General features: G+C 73.7%; 26 protein-coding genes and 1 tRNA gene. 12 read left to right on the plus strand and 15 right to left on the minus strand.

All coding sequences use genetic code 11. The features are described 5' to 3' along the window. Window positions 1-87 precede the first annotated feature (87 nt). Complete coding sequence (locus tag FB388_RS21980) at window positions 88-720, minus strand: ANTAR domain-containing response regulator (protein ID WP_142104100.1); 633 nt, start codon at window positions 718-720, stop codon at window positions 88-90. Window positions 721-858: 138 nt separating this feature from the next. On the opposite strand from FB388_RS21980, the gene FB388_RS21985 reads away from it, so the two are divergent. Next, a tRNA-Leu gene (locus FB388_RS21985) sits at window positions 859-933 on the plus strand. Window positions 934-979: 46 nt separating this feature from the next. Continuing rightward, a complete protein-coding gene (locus FB388_RS21990) occupies window positions 980-1,735 on the plus strand; it encodes a helix-turn-helix domain-containing protein (RefSeq protein WP_142104101.1) in 756 nt (251 codons plus the stop codon). A 16-nt stretch (window positions 1,736-1,751) separates the two neighbouring features. On the opposite strand, the gene FB388_RS21995 is transcribed toward FB388_RS21990, so the two are convergent. Together FB388_RS21995 and FB388_RS40930 are read right to left on the minus strand one after the other, a co-directional pair. Beyond that, window positions 1,752-2,471 carry a DUF6319 family protein gene (locus FB388_RS21995; protein ID WP_142104102.1) on the minus strand — a complete coding sequence of 240 codons (720 nt, stop codon included), beginning with the start codon at window positions 2,469-2,471 and terminating at the stop codon, window positions 1,752-1,754. Window positions 2,472-2,525: 54 nt separating this feature from the next. Continuing rightward, the gene (locus tag FB388_RS40930; RefSeq protein ID WP_142104103.1) at window positions 2,526-3,353 is read right to left on the minus strand and encodes an NAD(P)H-binding protein; all 828 of its coding nucleotides are present in this window, start codon (window positions 3,351-3,353) and stop codon (window positions 2,526-2,528) included. Between the two features lie 83 nt (window positions 3,354-3,436). On the opposite strand from FB388_RS40930, the gene FB388_RS22005 reads away from it, so the two are divergent. From FB388_RS22005 to FB388_RS22035, 7 genes are all read left to right on the plus strand, one after another. Next, entirely contained in the window at window positions 3,437-4,222 is a 786-nt protein-coding gene (locus tag FB388_RS22005; protein WP_170225781.1) for an AraC family transcriptional regulator, read from the plus strand. Window positions 4,223-4,291: 69 nt separating this feature from the next. Next, window positions 4,292-5,374, plus strand: a complete 1,083-nt coding sequence (locus tag FB388_RS22010; RefSeq protein WP_142106193.1) for an LLM class flavin-dependent oxidoreductase — start codon at window positions 4,292-4,294, stop codon at window positions 5,372-5,374. Continuing rightward, window positions 5,371-5,997, plus strand: a complete 627-nt coding sequence (locus FB388_RS22015; RefSeq protein ID WP_142104105.1) for an FMN reductase — start codon at window positions 5,371-5,373, stop codon at window positions 5,995-5,997. Before FB388_RS22010 ends, FB388_RS22015 begins: the two co-directional genes overlap by 4 nt. Beyond that, window positions 5,994-6,995: a sigma-70 family RNA polymerase sigma factor gene (locus FB388_RS22020; RefSeq protein ID WP_342787925.1), complete on the plus strand. Its 1,002-nt coding sequence runs from the start codon at window positions 5,994-5,996 to the stop codon at window positions 6,993-6,995. Before FB388_RS22015 ends, FB388_RS22020 begins: the two co-directional genes overlap by 4 nt. Before the next feature lies 1 nt (window position 6,996). Then, window positions 6,997-7,548, plus strand: coding sequence for a dihydrofolate reductase family protein (locus FB388_RS22025; protein WP_142104106.1), 552 nt, complete (start codon window positions 6,997-6,999; stop codon window positions 7,546-7,548). 89 nt (window positions 7,549-7,637) lie between these two features. After that, entirely contained in the window at window positions 7,638-8,189 is a 552-nt protein-coding gene (locus tag FB388_RS22030) for a dihydrofolate reductase family protein (RefSeq protein ID WP_142104107.1), read from the plus strand. 7 nt (window positions 8,190-8,196) lie between these two features. Continuing rightward, on the plus strand, window positions 8,197-8,823 hold the full coding sequence (locus tag FB388_RS22035; RefSeq protein WP_142104108.1) for a LysE family translocator: 627 nt from the start codon (window positions 8,197-8,199) through the stop codon (window positions 8,821-8,823). Between the two features lie 4 nt (window positions 8,824-8,827). Here the strand turns inward: FB388_RS22035 and FB388_RS22040 are convergent, their stop codons facing one another. Next, on the minus strand, window positions 8,828-9,592 hold the full coding sequence (locus FB388_RS22040; protein WP_142104109.1) for an SDR family NAD(P)-dependent oxidoreductase: 765 nt from the start codon (window positions 9,590-9,592) through the stop codon (window positions 8,828-8,830). Beyond that, window positions 9,589-10,770, minus strand: a complete 1,182-nt coding sequence (locus FB388_RS22045) for an MFS transporter (protein ID WP_142104110.1) — start codon at window positions 10,768-10,770, stop codon at window positions 9,589-9,591. The genes FB388_RS22040 and FB388_RS22045 overlap by 4 nt, the downstream gene beginning before the upstream one ends. Before the next feature lie 123 nt (window positions 10,771-10,893). Here FB388_RS22045 and FB388_RS22050 point away from each other — a divergent pair, with 123 nt between their 5' ends. Together FB388_RS22050 and FB388_RS22055 are read left to right on the plus strand one after the other, a co-directional pair. Then, window positions 10,894-11,463, plus strand: coding sequence for a TetR/AcrR family transcriptional regulator (locus FB388_RS22050; RefSeq protein ID WP_142104111.1), 570 nt, complete (start codon window positions 10,894-10,896; stop codon window positions 11,461-11,463). 22 nt (window positions 11,464-11,485) lie between these two features. Continuing rightward, complete coding sequence (locus tag FB388_RS22055) at window positions 11,486-11,971, plus strand: DUF309 domain-containing protein (RefSeq protein WP_142104112.1); 486 nt, start codon at window positions 11,486-11,488, stop codon at window positions 11,969-11,971. Here FB388_RS22055 and rnhA read toward each other — a convergent pair. Genes rnhA through FB388_RS39550 form a run of 3 tightly spaced genes read right to left on the minus strand, consistent with a single transcriptional unit; the run spans window position 11,945 to window position 13,414 of the window. Further along, entirely contained in the window at window positions 11,945-12,409 is a 465-nt protein-coding gene (gene rnhA, locus FB388_RS22060) for a ribonuclease HI (RefSeq protein ID WP_142104113.1), read from the minus strand. The two genes, FB388_RS22055 and rnhA, sit on opposite strands and share 27 nt — an antisense overlap. A 22-nt stretch (window positions 12,410-12,431) precedes the next feature. Beyond that, window positions 12,432-13,271, minus strand: a complete 840-nt coding sequence (locus FB388_RS22065) for an arylamine N-acetyltransferase family protein (protein ID WP_142104114.1) — start codon at window positions 13,269-13,271, stop codon at window positions 12,432-12,434. After that, on the minus strand, window positions 13,268-13,414 hold the full coding sequence (locus FB388_RS39550) for a hypothetical protein (protein WP_170225782.1): 147 nt from the start codon (window positions 13,412-13,414) through the stop codon (window positions 13,268-13,270). Before FB388_RS39550 ends, FB388_RS22065 begins: the two co-directional genes overlap by 4 nt. Window positions 13,415-13,482: 68 nt before the next feature. Here FB388_RS39550 and FB388_RS22075 point away from each other — a divergent pair, with 68 nt between their 5' ends. Further along, the gene (locus tag FB388_RS22075) at window positions 13,483-14,598 is read left to right on the plus strand and encodes a GNAT family N-acetyltransferase (protein ID WP_142104116.1); all 1,116 of its coding nucleotides are present in this window, start codon (window positions 13,483-13,485) and stop codon (window positions 14,596-14,598) included. 216 nt (window positions 14,599-14,814) lie between these two features. On the opposite strand, the gene FB388_RS22080 is transcribed toward FB388_RS22075, so the two are convergent. The 7 genes from FB388_RS22080 to dprE2 all read right to left on the minus strand — a co-directional run bounded on the left by FB388_RS22080 (window position 14,815) and on the right by dprE2 (window position 22,725). Continuing rightward, window positions 14,815-15,954, minus strand: coding sequence for an ABC transporter substrate-binding protein (locus FB388_RS22080; RefSeq protein ID WP_142104117.1), 1,140 nt, complete (start codon window positions 15,952-15,954; stop codon window positions 14,815-14,817). A 15-nt stretch (window positions 15,955-15,969) separates the two neighbouring features. Then, window positions 15,970-16,779, minus strand: coding sequence for an ABC transporter permease (locus tag FB388_RS22085; RefSeq protein WP_211362160.1), 810 nt, complete (start codon window positions 16,777-16,779; stop codon window positions 15,970-15,972). Beyond that, window positions 16,776-17,537 carry an ABC transporter ATP-binding protein gene (locus tag FB388_RS22090; protein WP_142104118.1) on the minus strand — a complete coding sequence of 254 codons (762 nt, stop codon included), beginning with the start codon at window positions 17,535-17,537 and terminating at the stop codon, window positions 16,776-16,778. The genes FB388_RS22085 and FB388_RS22090 overlap by 4 nt, the downstream gene beginning before the upstream one ends. Then, on the minus strand, window positions 17,534-18,403 hold the full coding sequence (locus FB388_RS22095) for an ABC transporter permease (protein ID WP_142104119.1): 870 nt from the start codon (window positions 18,401-18,403) through the stop codon (window positions 17,534-17,536). Before FB388_RS22095 ends, FB388_RS22090 begins: the two co-directional genes overlap by 4 nt. Before the next feature lie 89 nt (window positions 18,404-18,492). Then, window positions 18,493-20,622: an amylo-alpha-1,6-glucosidase gene (locus FB388_RS22100; RefSeq protein WP_142104120.1), complete on the minus strand. Its 2,130-nt coding sequence runs from the start codon at window positions 20,620-20,622 to the stop codon at window positions 18,493-18,495. Next, window positions 20,619-21,878: a glycosyltransferase family 4 protein gene (locus FB388_RS22105; protein ID WP_142104121.1), complete on the minus strand. Its 1,260-nt coding sequence runs from the start codon at window positions 21,876-21,878 to the stop codon at window positions 20,619-20,621. The genes FB388_RS22100 and FB388_RS22105 overlap by 4 nt, the downstream gene beginning before the upstream one ends. A gap of 109 nt (window positions 21,879-21,987) precedes the next feature. Beyond that, complete coding sequence (gene dprE2, locus FB388_RS22110) at window positions 21,988-22,725, minus strand: decaprenylphospho-beta-D-erythro-pentofuranosid-2-ulose 2-reductase (protein ID WP_142104122.1); 738 nt, start codon at window positions 22,723-22,725, stop codon at window positions 21,988-21,990. Window positions 22,726-22,805: the final 80 nt, after the last annotated feature.

Below are 22,805 nucleotides of genomic sequence, written 5' to 3' on the forward strand. Positions count from 1 at the left end.
CGGGAGACGGGCGGACGTTAAGGGAAAGCGACTGACAGAGTCATCATCAGAGGCCGGTCCTTTACCGGACCGCAACGTTCATGAGCCTCAGGACTTCGGCGCGGCCAACCCGTCGACGATGGCCTCCGCGACCGCCTTCATCGTGGTCCTGCGGTCCATCGCGGTGCGCTGGATCCAGCGGAACGCCTCCGGCTCGGTCATGCTCTGCCGCGTCATCAGCAGGCCCTTGGCCCGGTCGACGATCTTGCGGGTCTCGAGCCGGTCGGTGAGCGTGGCGACCTCGTCCTCGAGCGCCCGCTTCTCGGCGAACCGGGACACCGCGAGCTCGATGGCCGGCACCAGCTCGTGCCGCGCGAACGGCTTCACCAGGTACGCCATCGCGCCCGCGTCCCGCGCCTGCTCGATGAGGTCGCGCTGGCTGAACGCGGTGAGCATGACGACCGGCGCGATCTTCTCCTCGACGATCGACCCGGCCGCGGCGATGCCGTCGACCTTGGGCATCTTCACGTCCATGATCACCAGGTCGGGGCGCAGCTCGCGGGCGAGCTCGACGGCCTGCTCACCGTCGCCCGCCTCGCCGGCGATGACGTAGCCCTCCTCGGTCAACATCTCCGTGAGGTCGAGGCGGATCAGTGCCTCGTCCTCGACCACGAGCACACGCAGACCGGTGGCCGGTCGGGCCTCGTCCGCGGACTTCTGCTCGGACACCTGCTGGCTCACAGGGCTGCTCTCCTTCGCCGGAGGGTTGTACCGGAAGGATTCAGAATACCGGCGGACCAGGCGGCCGAACTGTGATCCCGCCGATCGTCCCGGGCCGACGGACAGCCGCGGTGCCGTCGCGATAGAGTTCCCGGAGCCGCCCCCGTAGCCCAATTGGCAGCAGGCAGCGCTCTCAAACAGCGTCCAGTGTGGGTTCGAATCCCACCGGGGGCACCCGGCCGTCATCGGAATCGTCAGGGGCGGACGCGACACTGGGTACGTGTACGACGCCGAGGTGCGCGAGGCTGCGCTGGCGGCTGTCCGCTCCGGCCAGAGCATCTCCGCTGTCAGTCGAGCCACCGGAATCAGCCGGTCGGCGGTGCGCAGCTGGCGCGACGGAACTCATCGATCTCGTAGCTCCGAGTGCCCTCGCTGCGGTCCGGATCCGAGTTCGCCCGCGACCGCAACGGAGTACGCCTACCTTCTCGGCCAGTACCTTGGCGACGGCACCCTCAGCCGCGGGCGCGGGAACGTGTGGTCGCTGCGCATCGCATGTGCCGACGCATGGCCGGGGATCATCGCCGAATGTGCCGCCGCGATCCGCGCGATTCGGCCGGACAACACGGTGAGCCGCCTGCGGCGGCAGGGATGCACATCCGTGACTGCGCGCTGGAAGCACTGGCCTTGCCTCTTCCCCCAGCACGGCCCGGGCATGAAGCACACCCGCGCGATCGTGCTGGAGCCGTGGCAGGAGGAACTCGTCGCCGAACACACGGGAGAGTTCCTCCGCGGCTTGTTCCACTCAGACGGCTGCCGGATCACGAACTGGACGCCCCGCAAGACGGCTGGAGACACCCGGCGCTACGAGTACCCGCGCTGGCTCTTCAGCAACAAGTCCACCGACATCCTCGGGCTCTGCAGCACCTCGCTCGACCGGCTCGGCATCGCCCACCGCTTCCCCCGCCCCGACACGATCTCGGTGGCCCGCCGGGAGGCAGTGGCCACGTTGGACCGGGTCGCGGGCCCGAAGCACTGAGCCGGGCCCATACCGATCAGCCCGAGAGGTCCTGCAGAGCCCGCTGCGCCGCGTCGAGCTCGGCCCGCAGCCGCTCCACCCGCTCGATCTGCCGCTGCCGGGCCGCCACCAGCGACGACTCGATCGCCTCTGCGACGGCAGGCGGAAGGGAGCGGGCGGCCTTGGCCACCTCGGCCGGCTGCACCGGGGTGGGCCGGACCGTCCGCTTGCGGCCGGTGACGACCTCCACGGTCCACTCGCCGTCGGCGGTGCTGCTGAGCGTGACGGTGACCTCGGTCGGCCGGGCGGCGCCCGGGCGGGGGCGGCTGGACCGCCGCTCGGGGACGGCGGGCGGCGGCGTGCCCGCACGCTCGGCGGTGCCGTTCCGCTCCACCGTGTCGCTGCGCTCCACCACCTCCTTCGGCCGCCGCTCCGGCTGCTTCGCCGGCGCCGCCGCCACGGGCGCCGGCGGAGTTGCCGGGGGTGGCGGCGCGGCCTGCCGGGCCCGCTTGCGGGGCGGGCGGGTGCTCGTGAGCTCGTTCGGGGAGCAGAACACGGTGTCGCGGCTGCCGGTGGGCCGGACCTCGACGAAGTCGCCCTCGGCCGGCTCGCCGACCGACACGATCTTCGCCGACCCGCCCACCGGGACGCCGACGGCGGCCGCGGTGAACCAGACCGGGAACGGCCGGCCCTCCGCCAGCTCCGCGCGCGCTGCCGCCAGGTCCTGATCCGACAGCGCTGCCGGTGCGTCCGTCATCGATGGCTCCCCTCACTCGACCGGGGGCATCATGCACGGGCCCACCGACAGTGATCAGTTCGCCCAGACCCCGGTCGGCGCGACCCGCGCCACCCAGTCCTCGAAGGAACGCGCCGGACGGCCCAGCACGTCCTCGACCCCGGACGTGGGGGCGGCGACCTGCCCCTCGCGCATCAGTTCGAGCAGGCCGCCCAGCAACGCGACCCACTCCTCCTCGAGGCCTGCCGCGCGCAGCTCGTCCGCGTACGCCGCGGGGGTGAGCTCCTCGAACCGGATCGGCCGGCCGGCCGCGGCCGCGATGGTGGCCACCGCCTCGGCGTACGTCAGCGCGGCCGGACCCGACACCTCGACCGTGCGGCCCGCGTACTCGTCGGACGTGAGCAGCCTCGCCGCGGCCGCGGCGACGTCATCGAGGTCGACGAGCGGCTCGGGCACCCCGCCGGTGGGCAGGGCGAGCCTGCCGGCCAGCAGCGGCTCGTACCAGAGGTCCTCGGTGAAGTTCTGCATGAAGTTGTTGGCCGCCAGGATCGTCCAGCTCAGGTCGCTGCCCCGGACGGCGTCCTCGGCCGCCGCCATCGCGTGCCCGAAACGGTCTCCCCACGCCTCCCTCGCCCGGCCCGAGAGGAGCACGACGCGCTTCACGCCGGCCTCCTGCACGCGGTCGACGAACTGTCGCACCGGGGCGGGGTCGTCCGGGGCGACGAGGTAGAGCGCGCCCGCCCCGTCGGTCGCAGCGGGCCAGGTGGTCGGGTCCTGCCAGTCGAAGCGGACCTCCGAGGTCCGGGACGCGGCCCGCACCGGGTGCCCGGCGGCCCGCAGCGCCGCGACCACCCGGCGGCCGGACTTGCCGCTCGCGGCCAGCACCGAGATGTCTGTGTTCATGGCACCCAGTTGATCTCGTGCAGGTCGCGGCGGCCATGCTCGCACGTCTGTGACGGATGCGTTCGCGTCTATGCTGCGTGATCGTGACGGTCCTGGAGACCTTGCTGCGTGGGATCCGGACCCAGGAAGGCGCCATGCTCCGCGCCCGGCTCGCCCCTGGCGAGGAGTACGCCGTCCCCGTGGGCTCACCGCTGGTGCTGTGCGCGGTCGTCGCGGGCGAGGTCGCGGTGGCGGGCGAGGTGCTGCGGCCCGGTGCGGCCGCGATGCTCCAGCCAGGGGCCTCGGTGACCGTCCGGGCGGGCGACGCGGGCGCGTCCCTGCTCGTGTGCGGGTACAGCACCCGCGGCGGCGGCACCCGGCTGATGGGCGCACTGCCTGCGGTCGCCACCGTCTCGCCGGACGACCCGGACTGCGTGACGCTGCTGGAGCTGCTCGACCGCGGGTGCAACGGGCCTGCTGTGGTGCAGGACCGGCTGCTGGACTGGCTGCTCACCTGCACGCTGAACGCCTGGTTCGACCAGCGGGCACCCGAGCGGCCCGGCTGGTTCGCCGCGCTCGCCGACCCGGTGGTCGGGCCCGCCCTCGAAGCGGTGCACGCCGCCCCGGCCCGGCACTGGACGGTCGAGGAGCTGGCGGCGCGGAGCGGATCGAGCCGGGCGGCGTTCGCCAAGCGGTTCCGCGAGCTGGTCGGGTCCGCGCCGCTGGCGTACCTGCGCAGCTGGCGGATGACCCTGGCCGCCGAGTACCTGGCCGATCCGGACGTCACGGTCGGGGCGGTGGCGCGCCGGGTGGGGTACTCCGACGCGTTCACGTTCAGCGCTGCGTTCAAGCGGGAGCGGGGTGTGGCACCGAGCACGGTCCGGGCATGAACGCGACGGCCCGCGTGTTGGGCGAGGTGATTGCAGATGCAACTACCGGAGGCAGGGAACGAGATGGAGATGCAGTTCGGCGTCTTCTCCGTCGGTGACGTCACGCCCGACCCGACGACCGGCCGCACGCCCACCGAGGCGGAGCGGATCAAGGCGATGGTCGCCATCGCCCTGAAGACGGAGGAGGTGGGCATGGACGTCTTCGCGACCGGTGAGCACCACAACCCGCCGTTCGTGCCCTCCTCCCCCACCACGCTGCTCGGCTACGTCGCCGCGCGCACGAAGCGGCTGCTGCTGTCGACCGCAACCACGCTGATCACCACCAACGACCCGGTGAAGATCGCCGAGGACTACGCGATGTTGCAGCACCTCGCCGACGGGCGCGTCGACCTGATGCTGGGGCGCGGCAACACCGGGCCGGTCTACCCGTGGTTCGGCAAGGACATCCGCGACGGCATCTCCCTCGCCGTCGAGAACTACGCGCTGCTGCGCAGGCTGTGGCGCGAGGACGTGGTCGACTGGGAGGGCAGGCACCGCACACCGCTGCAGGGCTTCACCTCCACCCCGCGGCCGCTCGACGGGGTGCCGCCGTTCGTCTGGCACGCCTCGATCCGCAGCCCGGAGATCGCGGAGCAGGCCGCCTTCTACGGCGACGGCTTCTTCCACAACAACATCTTCTGGGACGCGGGCCACGTCCGTCGGATGGTGAACCTGTACCGGCGGCGGTTCGAGCACTACGGCCACGGCCCTGCCGACCAGGCGATCGTCGGGCTGGGCGGGCAGGTGTTCATGCGGAAGAACTCCCAGGACGCGGTGCGCGAGTTCCGGCCGTACTTCGACAACGCCCCCGTCTACGGCCACGGCCCGTCGCTGGAGGACTTCTCGGAGCTGACGGCCCTCACGGTCGGCAGCCCGCAGCAGGTCATCGACAAGACGCTGTCGTTCCGCGAGTTCGCGGGCGACTACCAGCGCCAGCTGTTCCTCATGGACCACGCGGGGCTGCCGCTCAAGACGGTGCTGGAGCAGCTGGACATCCTCGGCGAGGAAGTGATCCCGGTGCTCCGCAAGGAGTTCGCGGCGCGGACGCCCGCGCACGTCCCGGACGCCCCGACCCACGAGAGCCTGAAGGCGGCCCAGGAGGTGCTCGCATGACGCGCAAGATCACAGTTGTGAGCGCCGGGATCGGCGTCCCGTCCTCCACGCGGCTGCTCGCCGACCGGCTGGCCGCGGCCACCACCGCGGCGCTGGCCGAGCACGGCCCGGAAATCGGTGGCGACGTCGACGTCCAGGTGGTGGAGCTGCGCGAGCACGCCCACGAGCTGGTGGACGCCGTGCTCACCGGCTTCGTCGCGCCGGGCCTGCGCCCGGTCCTGGACGCGGTGGTCGGCGCGGACGGGCTGATCGCGGTCACGCCCACGTTCTCGGCGTCCTACAACGGCCTGTTCAAGCTGCTCTTCGACGCGCTGGAGGACGGCGCGCTCGACGGGAAGCCCACGCTGATCGGCGCGACCGGCGGCACCGGCCGGCACTCCCTCGCCCTCGAGCACGCGGTGCGCCCGCTGATGGCGTACCTGCACGCGGTGGTCGTGCCCACCGCGGTGTTCGCGGCCCCGGAGGACTGGGCGGGCGGGGCCGCGGGGGTGCCGGCGCTGGACCGCCGGATCGCGCGGGCCGCCGGCGAGCTCGCCGACCTGGTGGCGGCCCGCCCGGCCGGGGCGGCGCCGGACCCCTTCGAGGATCCGGTGCCGTTCGAGCAGCTGCTGCGGGGCGAGTGAGCATCCAGCACGACGAGTTCGCGGCGCTGGTGGAACCCCACCGCCGCGAGCTGCGCGTGCACTGCTACCGGATGCTCGGCTCGTTCGACGAGGCCGAGGACCTGGTGCAGGAGACGTTCCTGCGCGCCTGGAAGGCCGTCGACGCGTTCGAGGGCCGCTCCAGCGTGCGCGCCTGGCTGTACCGGATCGCCACCAACGCCTGCCTCGACGCGCTCGGCGGCCGGGCCCGGCGGGTGCTGCCGCAGGACCTGCGCCCGCCGTCGGACGCGAGCGTAGACCTCCCGCCGCGCACCGACGTCCCCTGGCTGCAGCCGTTCCCGGACCGGCTGGCACCCGACGACACGGAGCCGGGCGCGGCGGCCGTCGCGCGGGAGACGATCGAGCTGGCCTTCCTCGTCGCCGTCCAGCACCTGCCGCCCCGGCAGCGGGCGGCGCTGCTGTTGCGCGACGTGCTCGGCTGGCGGCCCGGGGAGATCGCGACCGTCCTCGGCTCGAGCACCGCGTCGGTCAACAGCGCGCTGCAGCGGGCGCGGGCGACCCTGCGCGAGCACCTCCCCGCCCGTCGGGCCGACTGGACGGCCTCCCCGCCCACGGCCGAGGAACGCGAGGTGCTGCGCCGCTACATGGCCGCGATGGAGAACGCCGACCCCGGCGCCGTGGCCGCGGTGCTCGCCGAGGACGTGCGCACCGCGATGCCGCCGTGGCCGATGTGGTTCCGGGGCCGCGACACGGTCGTCGCCGCGCTACGCGCGAGCTGGGACCCGGCGGGACCGGGCCGCCGCTTCCGGATGCTGCCGATCGGGGCGAACCGGCAACCGGCGGTGGCCACGTACGTCCGGGACGGGTCCCGCTTCCGCGCGTTCGCGATCTCGGTGCTCCGGATCGAGCGGGGCCTGGTCGCCGAGGCGACGGCGTTCCACGAGACGCACCTCTTCGCCGCGTTCGGCCTGCCGCTGCTGCTCACCGATGACGTCCCGGGCGCCGCGTCGTCTCCATGACATGGCGAAACTCCTGTACTCGGTCACGATGTCGCTGGACGGCTTCATCGCGGGCCCCGGCGGGGACATGTCCTGGCTCACCCCGTACCTCGGGCCGAACCCGCTGATCGACGAGCTGGTCGCGCGGGTCGGCGCGATCCTGGTGGGCGGCCGGACGTTCCGCGGGGACGACCCGCACAAGGGCACGGCTGCGGAGGGCGAGGTGTTCGGCGGCGGCTGGGAGGGGCCGCAGTTCGTGCTGACCCGCACACCCCCGGCCGAGCCGGTGCCCGGCCTGACCTTCGTGTCCGACCTCGGTGAGGCGGTCGCCGCCGCTCGCGCCGCCGCCGGCGCCGGGTACGTCAACGTCCTGGGCGCGGAGACGGCGCGCGGCTGCCTGGAGGCGGGCGAGCTCGACGAGGTGCTCGTCTGCATCGCCCCGGTGCTGCTCGGCGACGGGGTCCGGCTCTTCGACCATCCGGGGGGCACCCACGTCCGGCTGGAGCGGATCGAGCTCGGCGCCGCGCCCTCCGCGACGAACGTCTGGTTCCGCGTCGCGGGCCGGGACGGCTAGGCCCCGTCCACAAGCCCGTCGACCGGCGCTGTCGATTTCCCGCCTCGCCGTTCGACGTACCGCCGGAGGACGACAGCCTGGAGGAGCCGATGCGCGAGCTGAGTGTCGATCTGTTCTGCACCGTCGACGGGTACGGCGGCGGTGGGCCGCGACCGGCGCCGTACTGGGGCTACGGCGGGCCGGGTCTGTCCGGGTGGATCGACGCGCGGCTCGCCGAGGAGCACGTGTTGCTCATGGGTGGGACGACGTACCGGCTGATGGCCGAGATCGTCGCGAACGGCGGCGACCCGACGTTCCCGAGGATGGCGGAGCTTCCCAAGATCGTCTTCTCGGGCACGCTCGAACCGCCGGCGAGCTGGGCGAACACGACGATCGTCCACGAGCCGGTCGAGACGGCCGTGCCCGCCCTGAAGGCCGTGGCCGACGGGCTGCCGATGCGCACGATCGGCAGCCCGTCGCTCGTCCGGAGCCTCTTCCGGCTCGGTCTGGTCGACCGGCTCCGGGTGCTGGTCTTCCCGATGATCCACGGCGTGGCCGGTGAGGAGCCGGTGTTCGCCGAGCTGCCGGACGCCGAACTGGACCTCACCGGGACGACCGTGCTCGACGACCGTCTCGTCCTGCTCGACTACCGCGTGGTGTGATCGAGGGGTGAGCACCACCGCGATCCTCGCCTTCGCCCTCGTCGCGCTGCTGGGGGTCGTGACCCCCGGCCTCGACACGATGGTCGTGCTCCGGCACGCACTGCTCGGCGGGCGCAAGGTGGGGATCGCGGTGGTGCTCGGCATCTCGCTGGGCTGCCTGGTGTGGGGCGCGGCGAGCACGCTGGGGCTCACCGCGCTGCTCGTCGCGTCGGAGACGGCGTACCGGGTGGTGCAGCTCCTCGGTGCCGCGTACCTGATCTGGCTCGGTGCCTCGGGGCTGTGGCGGTCGCTCCGCCGTGGGCGTGGCGGTGCCCTGGACGTCGAGGTGCGGGTGGCAGGCGCCGGGCGCGGGTTCCGCGCGGGACTCGTGACGAACCTGCTCAACCCGAAGGTCGGCGTGTTCTACATGAGCCTCCTGCCGCAGTTCCTGCCGGTCGGCGGGCACATCGGGTGGGGCGCGCTGCTCGTCGCGATGCACATCGCGATCGGGCTGGCGTGGCTCGGTGCGCTCGTCGTGCTGGCCGGCCGGGCGCGGCGGGTGCTGTCGCGCGTGAGCGTGAAGCGCTGGCTCGACCGCGCCACGGCCGGTGTGCTGCTCGGTCTCGGCGCGGCCATGGTGGCCGACGCGCGCTGAGGGCCTAGGCGGGCGGGCCGAGCAGCAGCCCGCCGTTGACCTCGAGGGTCTGGCCGGTCACCCACCGGCCGTCGTCGGAGGCGAAGAACGCCACCGCGTCGGCGATGTCGGCGGGCTGCCCGTGCCGGCCCAGTGCGGTGATGCCCGCGACCGCGCGGGCGGCGTCGGCGCTCTCGGTCAGCCAGCCGTTCATGTCGGTCTCGGTGATGCCCGGCGAGACCGTGTTGACGGTGATCCCGCGCGGCCCCTGGGTCTTCGCGAGCGAGCGGCTGAGCACGTTCAGAGCGCCCTTCGACATGCCGTAGACGACCTCGGGGGTGGCGAACCACGTGACGCCCGACGAGACGTTCACGATCCGGCCGCCGTCCGACATCAGGGGCAGGGCCCGCTGGATGACGAAGAGCGGGGCGCGGACGTTCACCGCGAACAGCCGGTCGAAGGTCTCCGGGGTGGCGCCCTCGATGGTCGCCGAGTAGTCGATGTAGGCGGCGTTGTTGACGAGGATGTCCAGCGGGCGCCCGGCCAGGCCTTCCTGGAGGCCGGCGAACAGGGCGTCGAGCTCGGCGGTCTCGGCGAGGTCGGCGCGCACGGCGAAGGCCTGCCCGCCGGCCTGCTCGATCGCCGCCACGGTCTCCTTGGCGGCCGTCTCGTTGCTGCCGTAGTGCACGGCGACGAGCGCGCCGTCGGCGGCGAGCCGCTCGGCGATCGCGCGGCCGATGCCGCGGGAGGCGCCGGTGACGAGGGCGGTGCGTCCGGTCAGGTCGGTCATGCTGGGACTCCTTCTGTCTGCTGGGTGGAAGCGGGGCGGAGCGCGGCGGTGGCCCACGCGGCGGGCAACGCCACCGCGGTGACCACGAGGCCGGTGATCAGGGGGCCGCCCGCGCCGTAGGCGTCGAGCGTCCAGCCGCCCGCGAGCGCGCCGAGCGCGATGCCGGCGTTGAGGGCCGATGCGGGGAGGGTGGCGGCGAGGTCGCGACCCGGGCCTGCGAGCTCGAGCACGCGGTATTGCAGCGATGGCACGAGCCCCATCCCGACGACGCCCCAGACCACCAGCACGATCGCGACGAGCACCGGGATCGCGGCGACGAGGTGCAGGAGCCCGAGCGCGACCACCAACGCGGCGTTGCCGAGCACGAGGGTGCGGGTGGCGCTGCGATCGGCGGCCCACCCGCCTGCGAACACCCCGACCGCGGTGGCGACGCCGAAGGCGAGCAGGAACACGCTCACCGCGGCGCTGGAGACGCCGGTGCGTTCCTGCAGGAACGGCGTGATGTAGGTGAGCACGGCGTACTGGCCGCCGAGGATCAGCAAGCCGGTCCCGAGCACGGCCAGTACAGGCGGCGCGAACGCGTGCCGGGCCTGCACGGATGCCCGGCCGCCGCCCGTCGCGGTGACGGCGGGCACGACGCGCAGCAGCGCGAGCAAGGCTGCCAGCCCGAACACGGCGACCCCGACGAACCCGGTCCGCCAGCCCGATGCCTGCCCCACGAGCGTGCCCAGCGGCACGCCGATGGCCGTGGACACCGAGATCCCGCCGAGCACGATCCCGATGGCACGCCCCGTGCGTTCCGGCGGGACGAGCGCGCCTGCGATCGCGAACGCGACGCCGATGAACAGCCCGTGCAACGAGCCGGCGGCGAACCGGGCCGTCAGGAAGAGCGCCGCGCTCGACGTGGCCAGCGGTGCGGCCGTGGCCACCACGTACCCGGCGAGCGCCCACACCAGCACGGCGCGGCGGCCGCGGCGGATGGTCAGCGCCGTCAGCACGGGCCCGCCCGCGGCGATTCCGAGCGCGTACGCGGTCACCGCCGCGCCTGCGGTGCTCACGGATATCTCCAGGTCGGCGGCGATGAGGTCGATCACCCCGACGACGAGCAGCTCGGCGCTGCCCATCACGAACGCGGCCGCGAACAGAGCCGCCAGCGCCGGACCGGATCGGGTGTTCATGACCCGCCTCCTCGAATGTTAGGGATCGTTCCCTATCGGGAACGTAAGCGCGCTCCGGCCCGGCGGCAAGGAGGTGTGACGCAGGACGCTAGGGAACGGTCCCTAACATAGTAGGATGGCGGCATGACCAGGGTGGGAACGCGTCGTAGCTCCGCGGAGACGCGCGAGCACGTCCTGCAGGTGGCCCACGGCCTCTTCTACTGGCAGGGGATCCGCGCCGTCGGTGTCGACCGGATCGCGGCGGAGGCCGGGGTCGCCCCCACCACGCTCTACCGGCTCTGGGCCTCGAAGGACGACCTCGTGGCGGCCTACGTCGAGCGGGCGGACCGCCACTACCGCGAGTGGTTCGACGGCGCGCTCGGTCCCGGGAGCCCGCGGGAGCAGATCCTGTCGCTGTTCGACGCGCTCGCCGTGCAGACCCAGCCGGACCGCTGCCGGGGCTGCCCCTTCCAGATGGCGCTGACCGAGTTCCCGGACCCCGAGATCGCGGTGCACCGCCACGCCGCCGCCAACAAGGCCTGGGTGCGCGCGCGGCTGGGCGAGCTCACGGCGGGCTTCCCCGGCCACGAGGCGCTCGCCGACCAGCTCGCGATCCTCATGGAAGGGGTCTACGCCTCCGCGCAGGCCCTCGGGGCCGAGGGGCCCGCGCGGAGCGCACGCACGCTCGCGGAGGCGCTCCTGCCACCCGCTTAGGGGTCGTGGCACGGTGGTCGTCGTGGACACCACGCGCGACCGCGACCCGGCCGGACGCCCCCGCAACTCCCGCCCCCGCGACGCGGCGGGAAGGCCGCTCCCCCACGGCGCCGAGGGCGTCGAGCGGGTACCCGAGGACCTCGTGCTGAGCCCCGACGAGAGCGTCACCGAGGCGCAGCGCCTCCTCGACGAGGGTCTGCCGTTCCCGGCCCACGACGTGCTGGAGGCCGCCTGGAAGGCCGCACCCGACGGGGAGCGCGAGCTGTGGCGCGGGCTCGCCCAGCTCGCCGTCGGGTTGACGCACGCGCAGCGCGGCAACGCCCGCGGCGCCGCCGCGCTGCTCGACCGCGCCGCCCACCGCATCGGCTGCTGGGCCGCGCCCGCACCGGCCGGCCTGGACATCGCCGGGCTGCAGGCGCACGCCGAGGCGCTCGCTCGGCGGATCGAACGGGACGGGCTGGCCGGCCTCTCCGAGGCCGACCTACGACCCCGCCTGCGCGGCTCCTGAGGCTTCCGCCACCCCGCGCACGGCGAGCCGGTCGGCGCGCTCGTTCTCCGGGTGCCCGGCGTGGCCCTTCACCCAGAGCCACTCGACCTGGTGCGGCGCCGCGGCCTCGTCGAGCCTGCGCCAGAGGTCGGCGTTCTTCACCGGCGTCCGGGCGGAGGTCGTCCAGCCGTTCGCCTTCCACCGGGGCAGCCAGCTGAGGATCCCGTTGCGGACGTACGTGCTGTCGGTGTAGATGCGGACCGTGACGGGCCGGGTGAGGGACTCGAGCGCCCGGATGGGCGCCATCAGCTCCATCCGGTTGTTCGTGGTGGGGCCGGCGTCACCGCCGTGGAGCTCCTTCTCGACGGTGCCGTAGCGCAGCACCGCACCCCAGCCGCCGGGGCCGGGGTTCCCACTGCACGCCCCGTCGGTGTAGATCTCGACGACGCGCTCCGGCACCGGGCCACAGTAGCGATCGCGGCTACCGGTCCCGGAACAGGCGCGCCAGCGCCGCCTCCAGGTCGGGGAGGCCGGACGTGTCGATCAGGAACGTCTCCTCGAGCTCCTCGCGGATCTCCGCGGGCGACTCGAGGCTGCGACGCTCGGTGGGGCCGTCGAGGTGGTGCACCGCGAGGCTGGTGCTGCTCAACGCGTAGCGGCGGTCGGGATCGGGGCGGGCGACCATGATCCCGCTCAGGAAATGCGAGCGCGGGTGGTGGCAGAGGTACCAGTTGGACACCTCGTAGTCGGCGACGAGCTGCTCGGTGAGGTCGAACCAGTACAGCGGCCGCCACTCACCACCCACCCGCGCCTGCACGACGTACCCCGACCGCTCGGCCGGGAGCAGCCGGAACGTCTCGTGCGGGGTGGCCTGCTCGACCTCCGGTTTCAGCGCGAGCACACCGGTGAGCGTGAGCCCGCCGAAGCCGACGTCGACGAGGTGCGGCCCCTCCGGCAGGTCGACGCGCAGCAGCATGTGGCTGCGCGGGCTCGGCGGCGCCTCGGCCGGGCGGCTCCACAGCACGCGCGCGGCGAGGCTGGTGGTGCGGTAGCCGACGGCGTCGAGGGCACCGCGCAGCAGCAGGTTCTGCTCGAAGCACCACCCGCCGCGGCCGCCGCGCACGAGCTTCGCGCTGAGCGCGTCCGGGTCGAGGGCCACCTCGCGCCCCGTGAACGCGTCGAGGTTCTCGAACGCGATCGACCGGGCGTGGCCTGCGACGATGCGCCGCAGCGACGGGAGGTCCGGGCCGGTGACGCTGGCAACGCCGATCCGGTCGAGGTACGCGGCGAGGCCGGTGTCGGTCGCGGCAGCGGTGCTCATGCGCCCATCCTCCCGGACGCGGCACCCGCGTCGCGCAGTTTCGTGAACAGGTCGCCGAGGATCGCGTCCCGGTCGAGCTGCCGCATCTCCCGGATCAGGTGCCGCCGCGGGTCGTGGCTCCAGGTCCCCTCGGAGGTGAGCACGGGGCTGTGCACCCCGTTCCGCCGGAACTCGGTGGGCGGGCCGGGGTCTCGGCCGCGATCATGGGCGGGTGCGAGCGCCGACACTGACCGATGGGGTGGTGACCCTGCGGGCCCACACCGCCGCCGACGTGGACGGCCTGCTGGCGTTCGCCCGGGATCCGGAGACCGCCCGCTGGACGCGCGTCCCGCAGCCCTACGGCCCGGCCGACGCGCGGCGGTGGATCGAGGAGACGGTTCCCGCGGGGTGGCGCGACGGCACCGCGGCACGCTGGGTGGTGGAGGCGGACGGACGGTTCGCCGGCAGCGTGGAAGTCCACCGTGGCACGCCACCGTTCGTCGGTTTCGGGCTCGTCCCGGCGGCGCGCGGGCGCGGTCTCATGTCGATGGCGCTGCGGCTGGTGGCCCGCTGGGCGTTCGAGCAGGCCGGGCTGCCGGTGCTGCACTGGTGGGCGCACGCAGGCAACCTCGCGTCGTGGCGGGTGGCGCACGCCTGCGGCTTCACGTTCGAGGGCACCCGGCGTATGGCCCTGCCCCGCCGCGACGGCCTGGTCGACGGCTGGTTCGCCTCCCTCACCCCGGACGAGGACATGACGCCCCGCACCACCTGGTGGCCGGTGCACGAGCTCGTGGGCGAGCGGGTGCGGCTGCGCCCGCACACCGATGCGGACGTGCCGCGCATCGTCGAGGCGTGCACGGACCCGCGTACCCGGCACTGGCTGGCCACCCTGCCGCACCCGTACACCGAGGCCACCGCGCGCGACTTCGTGCTCGGCTGCCGGCTCGGCGAGTCGCTCGGGCAGAAGGTCACGTGGGCGGTCGCCGACCCCGCCGACGACCGGCTGCTCGCCAACATCTCCATCTTCCGGCTCGACGACCCGATGAACCCCACCGGCGGGGAGATCGGCTACTGGGCCCACCCGGACGCGCGCGGGCGTGGCGTCGTCGGCGAGGCCGTCGACCTCGTCGTCGCACACGCGTTCACGCCTGCGGACGAGGGCGGGCTCGGCCGCAACCGCCTGCAGATCGGAGCATCCCGGGACAACCGGGCGAGCCGGCGCGTGGCCGAGCAGGCGGGATTCGCCCTGGTCGGGGAGGTGCACCAGGATGGCGTCGTCGGCGTCGGCGCGGACCGCACGCTCGACGACGGTGTCTGGTACGAGCTGCTGGCACCCCGGACGTCCTGACGGTCGGGCCGGCTTCGCCGGGGATTTCGGTGGCGCCACCCGACTGCCGATCACGCCGCCCGGAGCGCCACTACGACCGACTTCACACACCCAGCACCCACTTCGCACAGAGCCGGCCCTGTGTGAAGCGGACACTGGGTGTGCGAAGTGACCATCCGCGGGCAGAGGGCAGCCCCGTGGCCGAGCGCGCCGTCGGCACCCCGGAGACCGACGCGGCTATGCCCCACCGGGGTTGAGCGTGACCTGGAGGGGCTGGTAGCCCGTGCCGGTGACGTCGACGCCCTCGCCCTTCAGCTGGTCGAGGGCCCGCTGGACGTAGGTGTTGGTGTGGGCCTCGGGGTCCGGGTCGCGGGTGAGCACCGTCTGCCCGTCGGCGTTGACGGCGGTGCGGGCCACCTGCACGGTCTGCGCCCACGCGGCCTCGTCGATCAGGCCCGCGCCCGCCGGGGCCGGCCAGATCAGCTTGTTCACCTCGTTGACCTGCCACAGCTGGTGGCTGGCGCCGAGCGTGGAGCCGGCGGCGACGATCATGTCCCGGCAGGACTCGACGTTGTCCCGGCAGTAGGCCCAGCCCTCGAGGGAACCGGCGATGAACCGGGTGGTGAGGTCCTGGTACGCCGGGTCCTGCAGGCGCTCGGTGCTCGCCCAGATCGCGTCCTGGAGCATCGCGGTGCCGGTCTCGTTCCAGTCGATCACGGAGAAGTCACTGGGCTGGTAGAGCTGCCCGGTGGCCGGGTTGGTGGCCTCCAGCACCTGCGCGTACTCGTTGTACGACATCGCCTGGGCGGCGTCGATCTCCCCGGACAGCAGCGCCTGCATGTCGAACTGCTGCTGCACGAGCGTGACGTCCGTGGCCGGCGTGAGCCCGGCCTTCGTCATCCCGGCGAACAGCTCGAACTCGTTGCCGAAGCCCCAGTTGCCGACCTTCTTGCCCCTGAGGTCGGCCGCTGACCTGATCCCCTTGTCCGCGAAGGACACCTGGTAGGTGCCCGACTTCTGGAAGACCTGGGCGACGTCGGTGATCCCGGCGCCCTGTTCACGCGACGCGAGCGCCTTGGGCACCCAGGCGATGGCGAAGTCGGCCTGGCCCTGCGCGAGCACGGTCTGCGGGACGATGTCGACCCCGCCCTCCAAGATCTGCACGTCCAGCCCGCGCTCGGCGTAGAAGCCCTGCTCGACGGCCGCGATGTAGCCGGCGAACTGGCCCTGCTTGAACCACTGCAGCTGCAGCCGCACCTGCTGCGGGCCCTCAGCGGGTGGGGCGCTGCCGCCGCCCTGCGGCGTGACGCTGCAGGCGGTGACCGCCACGAGGAACGCAGCCACGAGTGCGAGGCGGCGGAAGGCGGAGCGAGGCATGGGGACCTCCGGGGTTCAGGCGGTTCGACCGCGGGTCACCAGGCGCTCGATGAGCAGCCCGGCAAAGTGGAACAGCAGCCCCAGTGCGATCGAGGCGGCGACGAAGGCCCACGCACGCGCGTAGGCGGTGTTGGCGGCGGCCGCGGTGATGCGGCTGCCCAGCCCGTTCTGCAGGCCGCCGAAGTACTCGGCGACGATCGACGCGATCACCGACGCCGGGGCGGCGAGCCGCAGCCCCGTCATGATGTACGGAACGGCACCGGGCAGCCGGACGAACCGGGCGTGCTGCCACGGGGTGGCGGCGAGCGCCGTCATGAGCTCGGCGTGCACCGGCAGCACCTGCCGCAGCCCGCGGGCGGTCGCGACGAAGACCGGCACCGTGACCACCACCGCCACGACCAGCCTGCGCGGTGTCTCGGTGGCCGAGCCGTACATCGTGGTGAACACGGGCGCGAGCGCGACGATCGGCACGGCGCTCGCGGCCAGCACGATCGGGGTGGCCAGCTCGCCGAAGATCCGCGACCGGGCGGCCAGCAGCGCCAGCGCGACGCCGAGCACGAACCCGGCCACGAGGCCGGCGAGCGCGTTGCCGCCCGTGACGGCGGTCGTGGAGAGGAGCACCGGGAACTGGGCGCCGATCTGCTCGGCGATCGCGCTCGGTGCGGGGAGCAGGAACGCCGGCACCCGGGCGACCCGGACCACCAGCTCCCACAGCACCAGCACGCCCACCCCGAACGCGACCGGCGGCCACACGTTCCCGAACCCGCGCGGGCCCCGCCGCGGGCCGGCGTCGACCCCGGTCGCGCCGGGCACGGCCCGCGTCACGGGTGCCCCTTGCGCAGCGCCTCGCGCACGGCCGTGATCGCGGCGAAGAACGCGCTCGACTCGCGGACGTCGTCGACGTCCTGGTCGGCGCCGGGCCGTTCCCCCTTGACCACCTCGGTGATCCGGCCGGGGCGCGGCGACATCACGACCACGCGGTCGGACAGCACGACGGCCTCGGGGATGGAGTGCGTGACGAACAGGACGGCGGCCTCGGTCTCGCGGGCGATGCGCAGCAGCTCGGCCTGCATCCGCTCGCGCGTCATCTCGTCCAGCGCGCCGAACGGCTCGTCCATCAGCAGGAGCCGGGGGCTGGGCGCGAGCGCGCGGGCGATCGCCACGCGCTGTTGCATGCCACCGGACAGCTCGCTCGGCCGGGACCCGGCGAAGTCGGCGAGCCCGACCAGCTCCAGCAGCTCCGCGGCCCTCGCCCGGCGCTTCGCCTTGTCGACCCCGTGGACGTGCAGGGGCAGCTCGACGTTCTCGACGACGCTGCGCCACTCCAGCAGGCCTGCCTGCTGGAAGGCGATCCCGTAGTCCTGGTCGAGCCGCGCCTGGTGGGGGGTCTTGCCGCCCACCTGCACGGTGCCCGAAGTGGGGTGCTCCAGGTCGGCCACCACGCGCAGGAGCGTGGACTTGCCGCACCCGGAGGGCCCGATCAGCGAGACGAACTCGCCCGCGCCCATCTCCAGGTCGATGCCGTCGAGCGCATGGACGTCACCGAAGCGCTTCTGCACGGCGGAGAGCAGCACGGCGGTCATCGGACACTCCCCCGGTAGCGGCGCAGGCCGACGTCCAGCAGGCCGACCGCGCCCGCGGCGAGCAGCCCGAGCGCGGCGGCGCCGAGGATCGCGGTGTAGAGGCGCGACGGGTCGCCGGTGGCGGACTGCGCGTACTCGATGATCAGGCGGCCGATCCCGCCGCGGGTGCCGGTGGAGATCTCCGCGACGATCGCCCCGACCACCGCCGCGGCGGCCGCGAGCCGCACCGCGGGGAGCAGGAACGGCACCGACGCGGGCAGCCGCAGCCGCAGCAGCGTGGTCCACCAGCCGGCCGCGAGGGTGCGGAACAGCTCGACGTCGGCCTTCGCAGGCGCGTTCAGGCCGCGGAGCATCCCGACCGCCACCGGGAAGAACGCCAGGTACGACGAGATCACCATGACGCTCGCCCACGGCTGCCACGACCACCCCATGATCGCGATCTTGCCGCCCCACCCGGCGACGAGCGGGGCGATCGCGATCAGCGGCACCGTCTGCGACGCGACGACGTAGGGCAGGGCCGCGCGCTCCAGCAGCGCGAACCGCTGCATGGCCAGTGCCAGCAGCATCCCGAGCACCCCGCCGAGCACCAGCCCGCCCAGCGCGAGACCGAGGGTGAACAACGCCCCGGACGCCACGGCCGTCCCGACCGTGCGCGTGGCGGCCGCGCCCGCCACCTCCGGCTCGAAGAGCCGCCCGAGCACCGTCCAGACGTGCGGCATGGCCGAGTCGTCGGCGCGGGGCAGGATCCGGGTGTCGCCGATCAGCACGCCGTTGTCGGGCAGCAGGAGCTTGGCCAGCTCCCACAGCACCACCAGCAGCACGAACGCCACCACCGTGGCGACCACCGTGCGTGCCCGACCGACCATCCGCTCTCCCTCTCGTGACCGGGTGATCCTCTGAGCAGGGGATGACGGTAGCGTTACGAACGCGTTCCCAATAGGCCATGCACTCCGGGTCAGCCGCTGGTGCCGGACCGTGTCCAGCCGTCCGGGAGGCCCTCGACGGTGGCCTCGCCGCCCGTCGCGGTGATGTCCGCGGTCACCGGCCCGAGGCGCAGCTGGCGCAGCCGCAGCCGTCCCCACCTGGGCGGCAGGTGCGGTGCCACGGTCAGCGTGCGGTGCGGGACGTGCGGCTGCAGCCCGAGGAACGCCCGCACCAGCAGCAGCGGCGCCGCAGCCGCCCATGCCTGCGGCGAGCAGGACGTCGGGTACGGCACCGGCGGGCTGAAGCCGGACCGCGAGAAACCGCAGTACAGCTCCGGCAGCCGCCCGCCGAACGCGGCCGCCGCGTCGAGCAGCCCGTCGGCGAGCCGCTGCGCGAGCTCCACCGCGCCGGGCACGTGCGCGTAACGCAGCAGGCCCGCGACGGCGATCGCGGTGTCGTGCGGCCAGACCGAGCCGTTGTGGTAGCTCATCGGGTTGTAGGCGCCCATGGACGTGGCGAGGGTCCGCAGGCCGAACCCGCTGTCCATCTCCGGCCCGCCGAGGCGCTCCACGAGCACGGCGGCGTGCTCGTCGCTCGCGATACCCGACCACAGGCAGTGCGCCGCGTTGCTGGTCAACGCATCGACCGGGGCCTTGTCCCCGTCGAGCGCGACGGCGTACCAGCCGCGCTCGGCGAGCCAGAACGCCTCGGCGAACCGCTTGCGCAGCTCCTCGGCCCGCTCGCGGTGGCCCGCGGCGGCAGCCGGATCCCCGAGTGCCTCGGTGAGCTCGGCGAACGCGAGACGGGCCGCATAGGCGTATCCCTGCACCTCGCAGAGCGCGATCGGGCCCTCGGCGAGGCGGCCGCGGGCGTCGTTGATCCCGTCGAAGCTGTCCTTCCAGCCCTGGTTGACCAGGCCGCGGTCGGTCCCCCGGCGGTACTCGACGAACCCGTCACCGTCGCGGTCGCCGTACTCGTCGATCCACCGCACCGCCGCCTCGGCGGCGGGGAGCAGCGCGCGGACCATCGCCTCGTCGGCACCCCAGCGCCAGCACTCGGCGAGCAGCATCACGAACAGCGGGGTGGCGTCGGCGGTGCCGTAGTAGTGGTTGCCGCCGAGCACGCGCGCGCTGTCCGGGCCCATGCGCAGCTCGTGCAGGATCCGGCCCGGCTCCTCTTCGGTGAACGGATCGACCTCGCGGCCCTGCAGCTCGGCGAGCGTCTGCAGGGTGCCGAGCGCGAGCCCGACGTCCAGCGGCAGGGCCATCCAGGCCGTGAGCAGGCTGTCGCGCCCGAACAGCGTCATGAACCACGGCGCGCCCGCGGCGACGAACGGCCTGCCGCCGCGGGCGGGGTCGTGGATCTGGAGTGCGCCGAGGTCGCTCTCGGTGCGCCGCAGCACCGCGGTGAGGGCCGGGTCGTCGACCTCGACCTCGGTGCTGGCGCTGCGCCACGCCTCGATCTTGCGCGCCGGGCCGGTGCTCTCGGCCAGCTCGCCGCGCCGGAACTGCGGCTCGACCAACCGCCCGGCGAGCGTCGGCTGCACCATGATCTCGGTGGTCCAGCGCCCGCCGGCGGGCACGACCACCCGCCAGGTCAGCGCGCCCGGGACGACCTCGGGCTCGGCCGACGCGCTGACCGACAGCCCTCGGATCCCATCGGAGCGGTCGCGCAGCAGCAGCTCGGTGCCGGCGGCGGTCGCGTCCGCCCCACCGGCCGCCGCCCGGCCCTCCTTGACGGCGAACAGGTCGGCGAAGTCGGCCTCGACCCGCAGCTCGAGCCCGACGGCGGTGGCCTCCCGGCCCAGGTTCTCGAGTGTGATCGTCTCCCGCAGACCGTCGCCCACGAGCCGCTCGCGCACCACGAGCAGCGTGCTGTCGGCCTGCCCCGGTTTCGGTGGGCGGCGCAGGACGAACCGGGCCGTGAACGCCTCCGGCGTGATCACCGAGAGCGCGTGCGGCACCCGGCCGTCCAGCCGCAGCTCCCACCGCGACAGCATCCGGGCGTCGCGGAAGAAGAACCCGTGCGTGGTGCCGGAGCGGACGTCGCCCGCGCCGTCGGACAGGCAGAACGTGCTGCCCTCGACGAGGGAGACCGTGCCGCCCGCATCGGTGATCAGCGCGGGTTCACCGGCGTTGAGGGCGGCGGGCGCCTCGCTCACGACCGGCCGCCGGAGACCGGGACGGCGGGACCGTCGTGGTCGTCGTTCCCGTAGTCATCGCGGTCGGACAGCGCGGAACCGAGCGAGTCGAGGTCCGAGTCGAGCGCCGGGTAGTCGCGGCGCAGCAGGTCGAGCGAGCTGCGCACGCCCGCCGCGGTGGCCCGCTCGGCGCCCAGCGCCCTGCGGTAGGCCGTCTCGTACCCGGCGGCGAGCCCGTCGACGTCGAAGTGCTCGGCGACGTGGCGCCGGCAGTCGGCCGGCGAGATCGCGCGCACGTCGTCGAGGGCCTGGACGAGGTCGGCGGGGTCGTCGCGCACGATGCCGGTGACGCCGTCGACGACCACCTCGGGCACGGCGCCGGATCCCAGTGCCACCACGGGGGTGCCGCACGCCATCGCCTCGATCATGACCATCCCGAACGGCTCCTCCCACTGGATCGGGAAGAGCAGGCAGCGCGCGTTCGCGAGCAGCTCCCGCTTGGCGGTGGCGTCGGCGACGCCGAACACGTGGTCGCGCTCGGTCAGCCGCGGGCGCACCTCGCGGTCGAAGTACTCCTTCTCGATCGGCTCCGCACACTTGCCGGCGAGCACCAGGCGCAGGCCGGCGGCGTGCGCGGCGTCCAGGGCCAGGTGAGGGCCCTTGTCCGGGTGGAACCGGCCGAGGAAGAGCGCGTAGTCGTCCTTGCGCTCCCGGAACGGCCAGTCGGCGAGGCGCAGCGCGTTGTGCACCGTGGCCGTCCAGTTCAGCTCGGGGGCCAGCGCGCGCTGGCGGTCGCTGATCGCCACCAGGTGCACGTCGTCGCCGAGCTCCCGGTAGTAGCGACGCAGGTCGTCGTCCACCGGGCCGTGGACGGTGACCACGGTGGGCAGTCCGAGGCCCGCGTACGCGGGGGCGTTGAGCGGGCCCGCGAACGTGTGGTCGTGCACGACGTCGACGGAGCCGGTGAGGGCGAGGCGCTCAACTGCGCGGCGGGTGGCGATGGCGTGCATGACCTCGGGGTACGGCTCGCCGAGGCGCTCGGGCACGGTGCGCTCCCACAGCGGGACGAAGCGGGCGGCCGTCCCCGGCTTCCCGGCGCCGATGACGGTGACCGTGTGCCCGCGGACGACGAGGGCGTCGGCCAGGTCGGCGACGACGGCCTCGACCCCGCCGTACGCGGCGGGCGGGACGTCGAAGTAGGGCGGGGCGACCAGTGCGACCCGCAGCGGGCGGGCGGTGGGGAGAGGACGATCGAGGGTGGCACCAGCGGACGGCACCCGGTTCAAGGCTTCCTCCCGAATCTTCCGGAACCGGTTCGAGTAGCACTCTCTGGTCAAGAGTGCTAACAACCGCCGCCCTCCCGATCAAGGTGATCCACGCCACGGGTCACCGCGGCATGCGCCGCCAGAGCGCTCGGGGCGCGTGCCCCAGCACCGCGAACACGGGCCGCAGCACCTTCGGCACCCACACCTCCCCGCGCCCCGCCTTCAGGGCGGCGACGGTGGCGTCCGCGACCTGGTCGGGCGTGGACGAGAACGGGGCGGGCTTCATCCCGTCGGTCATCCGGCCCACCACGAACCCGGGCCGGACCAGCAGCAACCGCACACCGCTCCCGTGCAGCGAGTCGGCGAGCCCGCTCGCGAACCCGTCGAGACCGGCCTTCGCCGAGCCGTACACGAAGTTGGCCCGGCGCACCCGCGCCCCGGCCACGGAGGAGAACACGACCAGCTGTCCGTGCCCCTGTTCCCGCAGGATCGCGGCCAGGTGCAGGAGCACGGCCACGTGCGCGACGTAGTCGGTGTGGACGATCTCCACGGCGTGCGCCGGGTCGCGCTCGGCGCGGGCCTGGTCGCCGAGGATCCCGAACGCGACCACCACGACGTCGAGCCGGCCGTGCCTGCGCACCACGTCCAGCAGCACGGCGCGGTGGGCGTCCAGGTCGTCGGCGTCGAACTCGACGCGGTCGACGGCGGCCGCGCCCGCGTCGCGCAGCGCCTTCTCCTCGGCGTCGAGATCGGCGCTGCGCCGCGCCGCGAGCACGACGGTGTTGCCGGCGGCGAGGCGCCGGGCCACCGCCAGTCCGATCTCGCTGCGTCCCCCGAGCACCAGGACGGTCTCTGCCATGCGGTGAGCCTGGCACAGCTGGTCCGCGCGCATCCTGCGGTCCTCGCAAGGTCAACGGGCCCTGCGAGGACCCGGCTCGG

The organism is Pseudonocardia cypriaca, assembly GCF_006717045.1.
GTDB classification, from domain to species: domain Bacteria; phylum Actinomycetota; class Actinomycetes; order Mycobacteriales; family Pseudonocardiaceae; genus Pseudonocardia; species Pseudonocardia cypriaca.

Coding starts and splice junctions, on each gene's coding strand:
- FB388_RS21995 (WP_142104102.1), bottom strand. CDS start 2,471: ATGACGGACGCACCGGCAGCGCTGTCGGATCAGGACCTGGCGGCAGCG.
- FB388_RS40930 (WP_142104103.1), bottom strand. CDS start 3,353: ATGAACACAGACATCTCGGTGCTGGCCGCGAGCGGCAAGTCCGGCCGC.
- FB388_RS22010 (WP_142106193.1), top strand. CDS start 4,292: ATGCAGTTCGGCGTCTTCTCCGTCGGTGACGTCACGCCCGACCCGACG.
- FB388_RS22015 (WP_142104105.1), top strand. CDS start 5,371: ATGACGCGCAAGATCACAGTTGTGAGCGCCGGGATCGGCGTCCCGTCC.
- FB388_RS22025 (WP_142104106.1), top strand. CDS start 6,997: ATGGCGAAACTCCTGTACTCGGTCACGATGTCGCTGGACGGCTTCATC.
- FB388_RS22030 (WP_142104107.1), top strand. CDS start 7,638: ATGCGCGAGCTGAGTGTCGATCTGTTCTGCACCGTCGACGGGTACGGC.
- FB388_RS22040 (WP_142104109.1), bottom strand. CDS start 9,592: ATGACCGACCTGACCGGACGCACCGCCCTCGTCACCGGCGCCTCCCGC.
- FB388_RS22045 (WP_142104110.1), bottom strand. CDS start 10,770: ATGAACACCCGATCCGGTCCGGCGCTGGCGGCTCTGTTCGCGGCCGCG.
- FB388_RS22050 (WP_142104111.1), top strand. CDS start 10,894: ATGACCAGGGTGGGAACGCGTCGTAGCTCCGCGGAGACGCGCGAGCAC.
- FB388_RS22065 (WP_142104114.1), bottom strand. CDS start 13,271: ATGAGCACCGCTGCCGCGACCGACACCGGCCTCGCCGCGTACCTCGAC.
- FB388_RS22080 (WP_142104117.1), bottom strand. CDS start 15,954: ATGCCTCGCTCCGCCTTCCGCCGCCTCGCACTCGTGGCTGCGTTCCTC.
- FB388_RS22090 (WP_142104118.1), bottom strand. CDS start 17,537: ATGACCGCCGTGCTGCTCTCCGCCGTGCAGAAGCGCTTCGGTGACGTC.
- FB388_RS22095 (WP_142104119.1), bottom strand. CDS start 18,403: ATGGTCGGTCGGGCACGCACGGTGGTCGCCACGGTGGTGGCGTTCGTG.
- dprE2 (WP_142104122.1), bottom strand. CDS start 22,725: ATGGCAGAGACCGTCCTGGTGCTCGGGGGACGCAGCGAGATCGGACTG.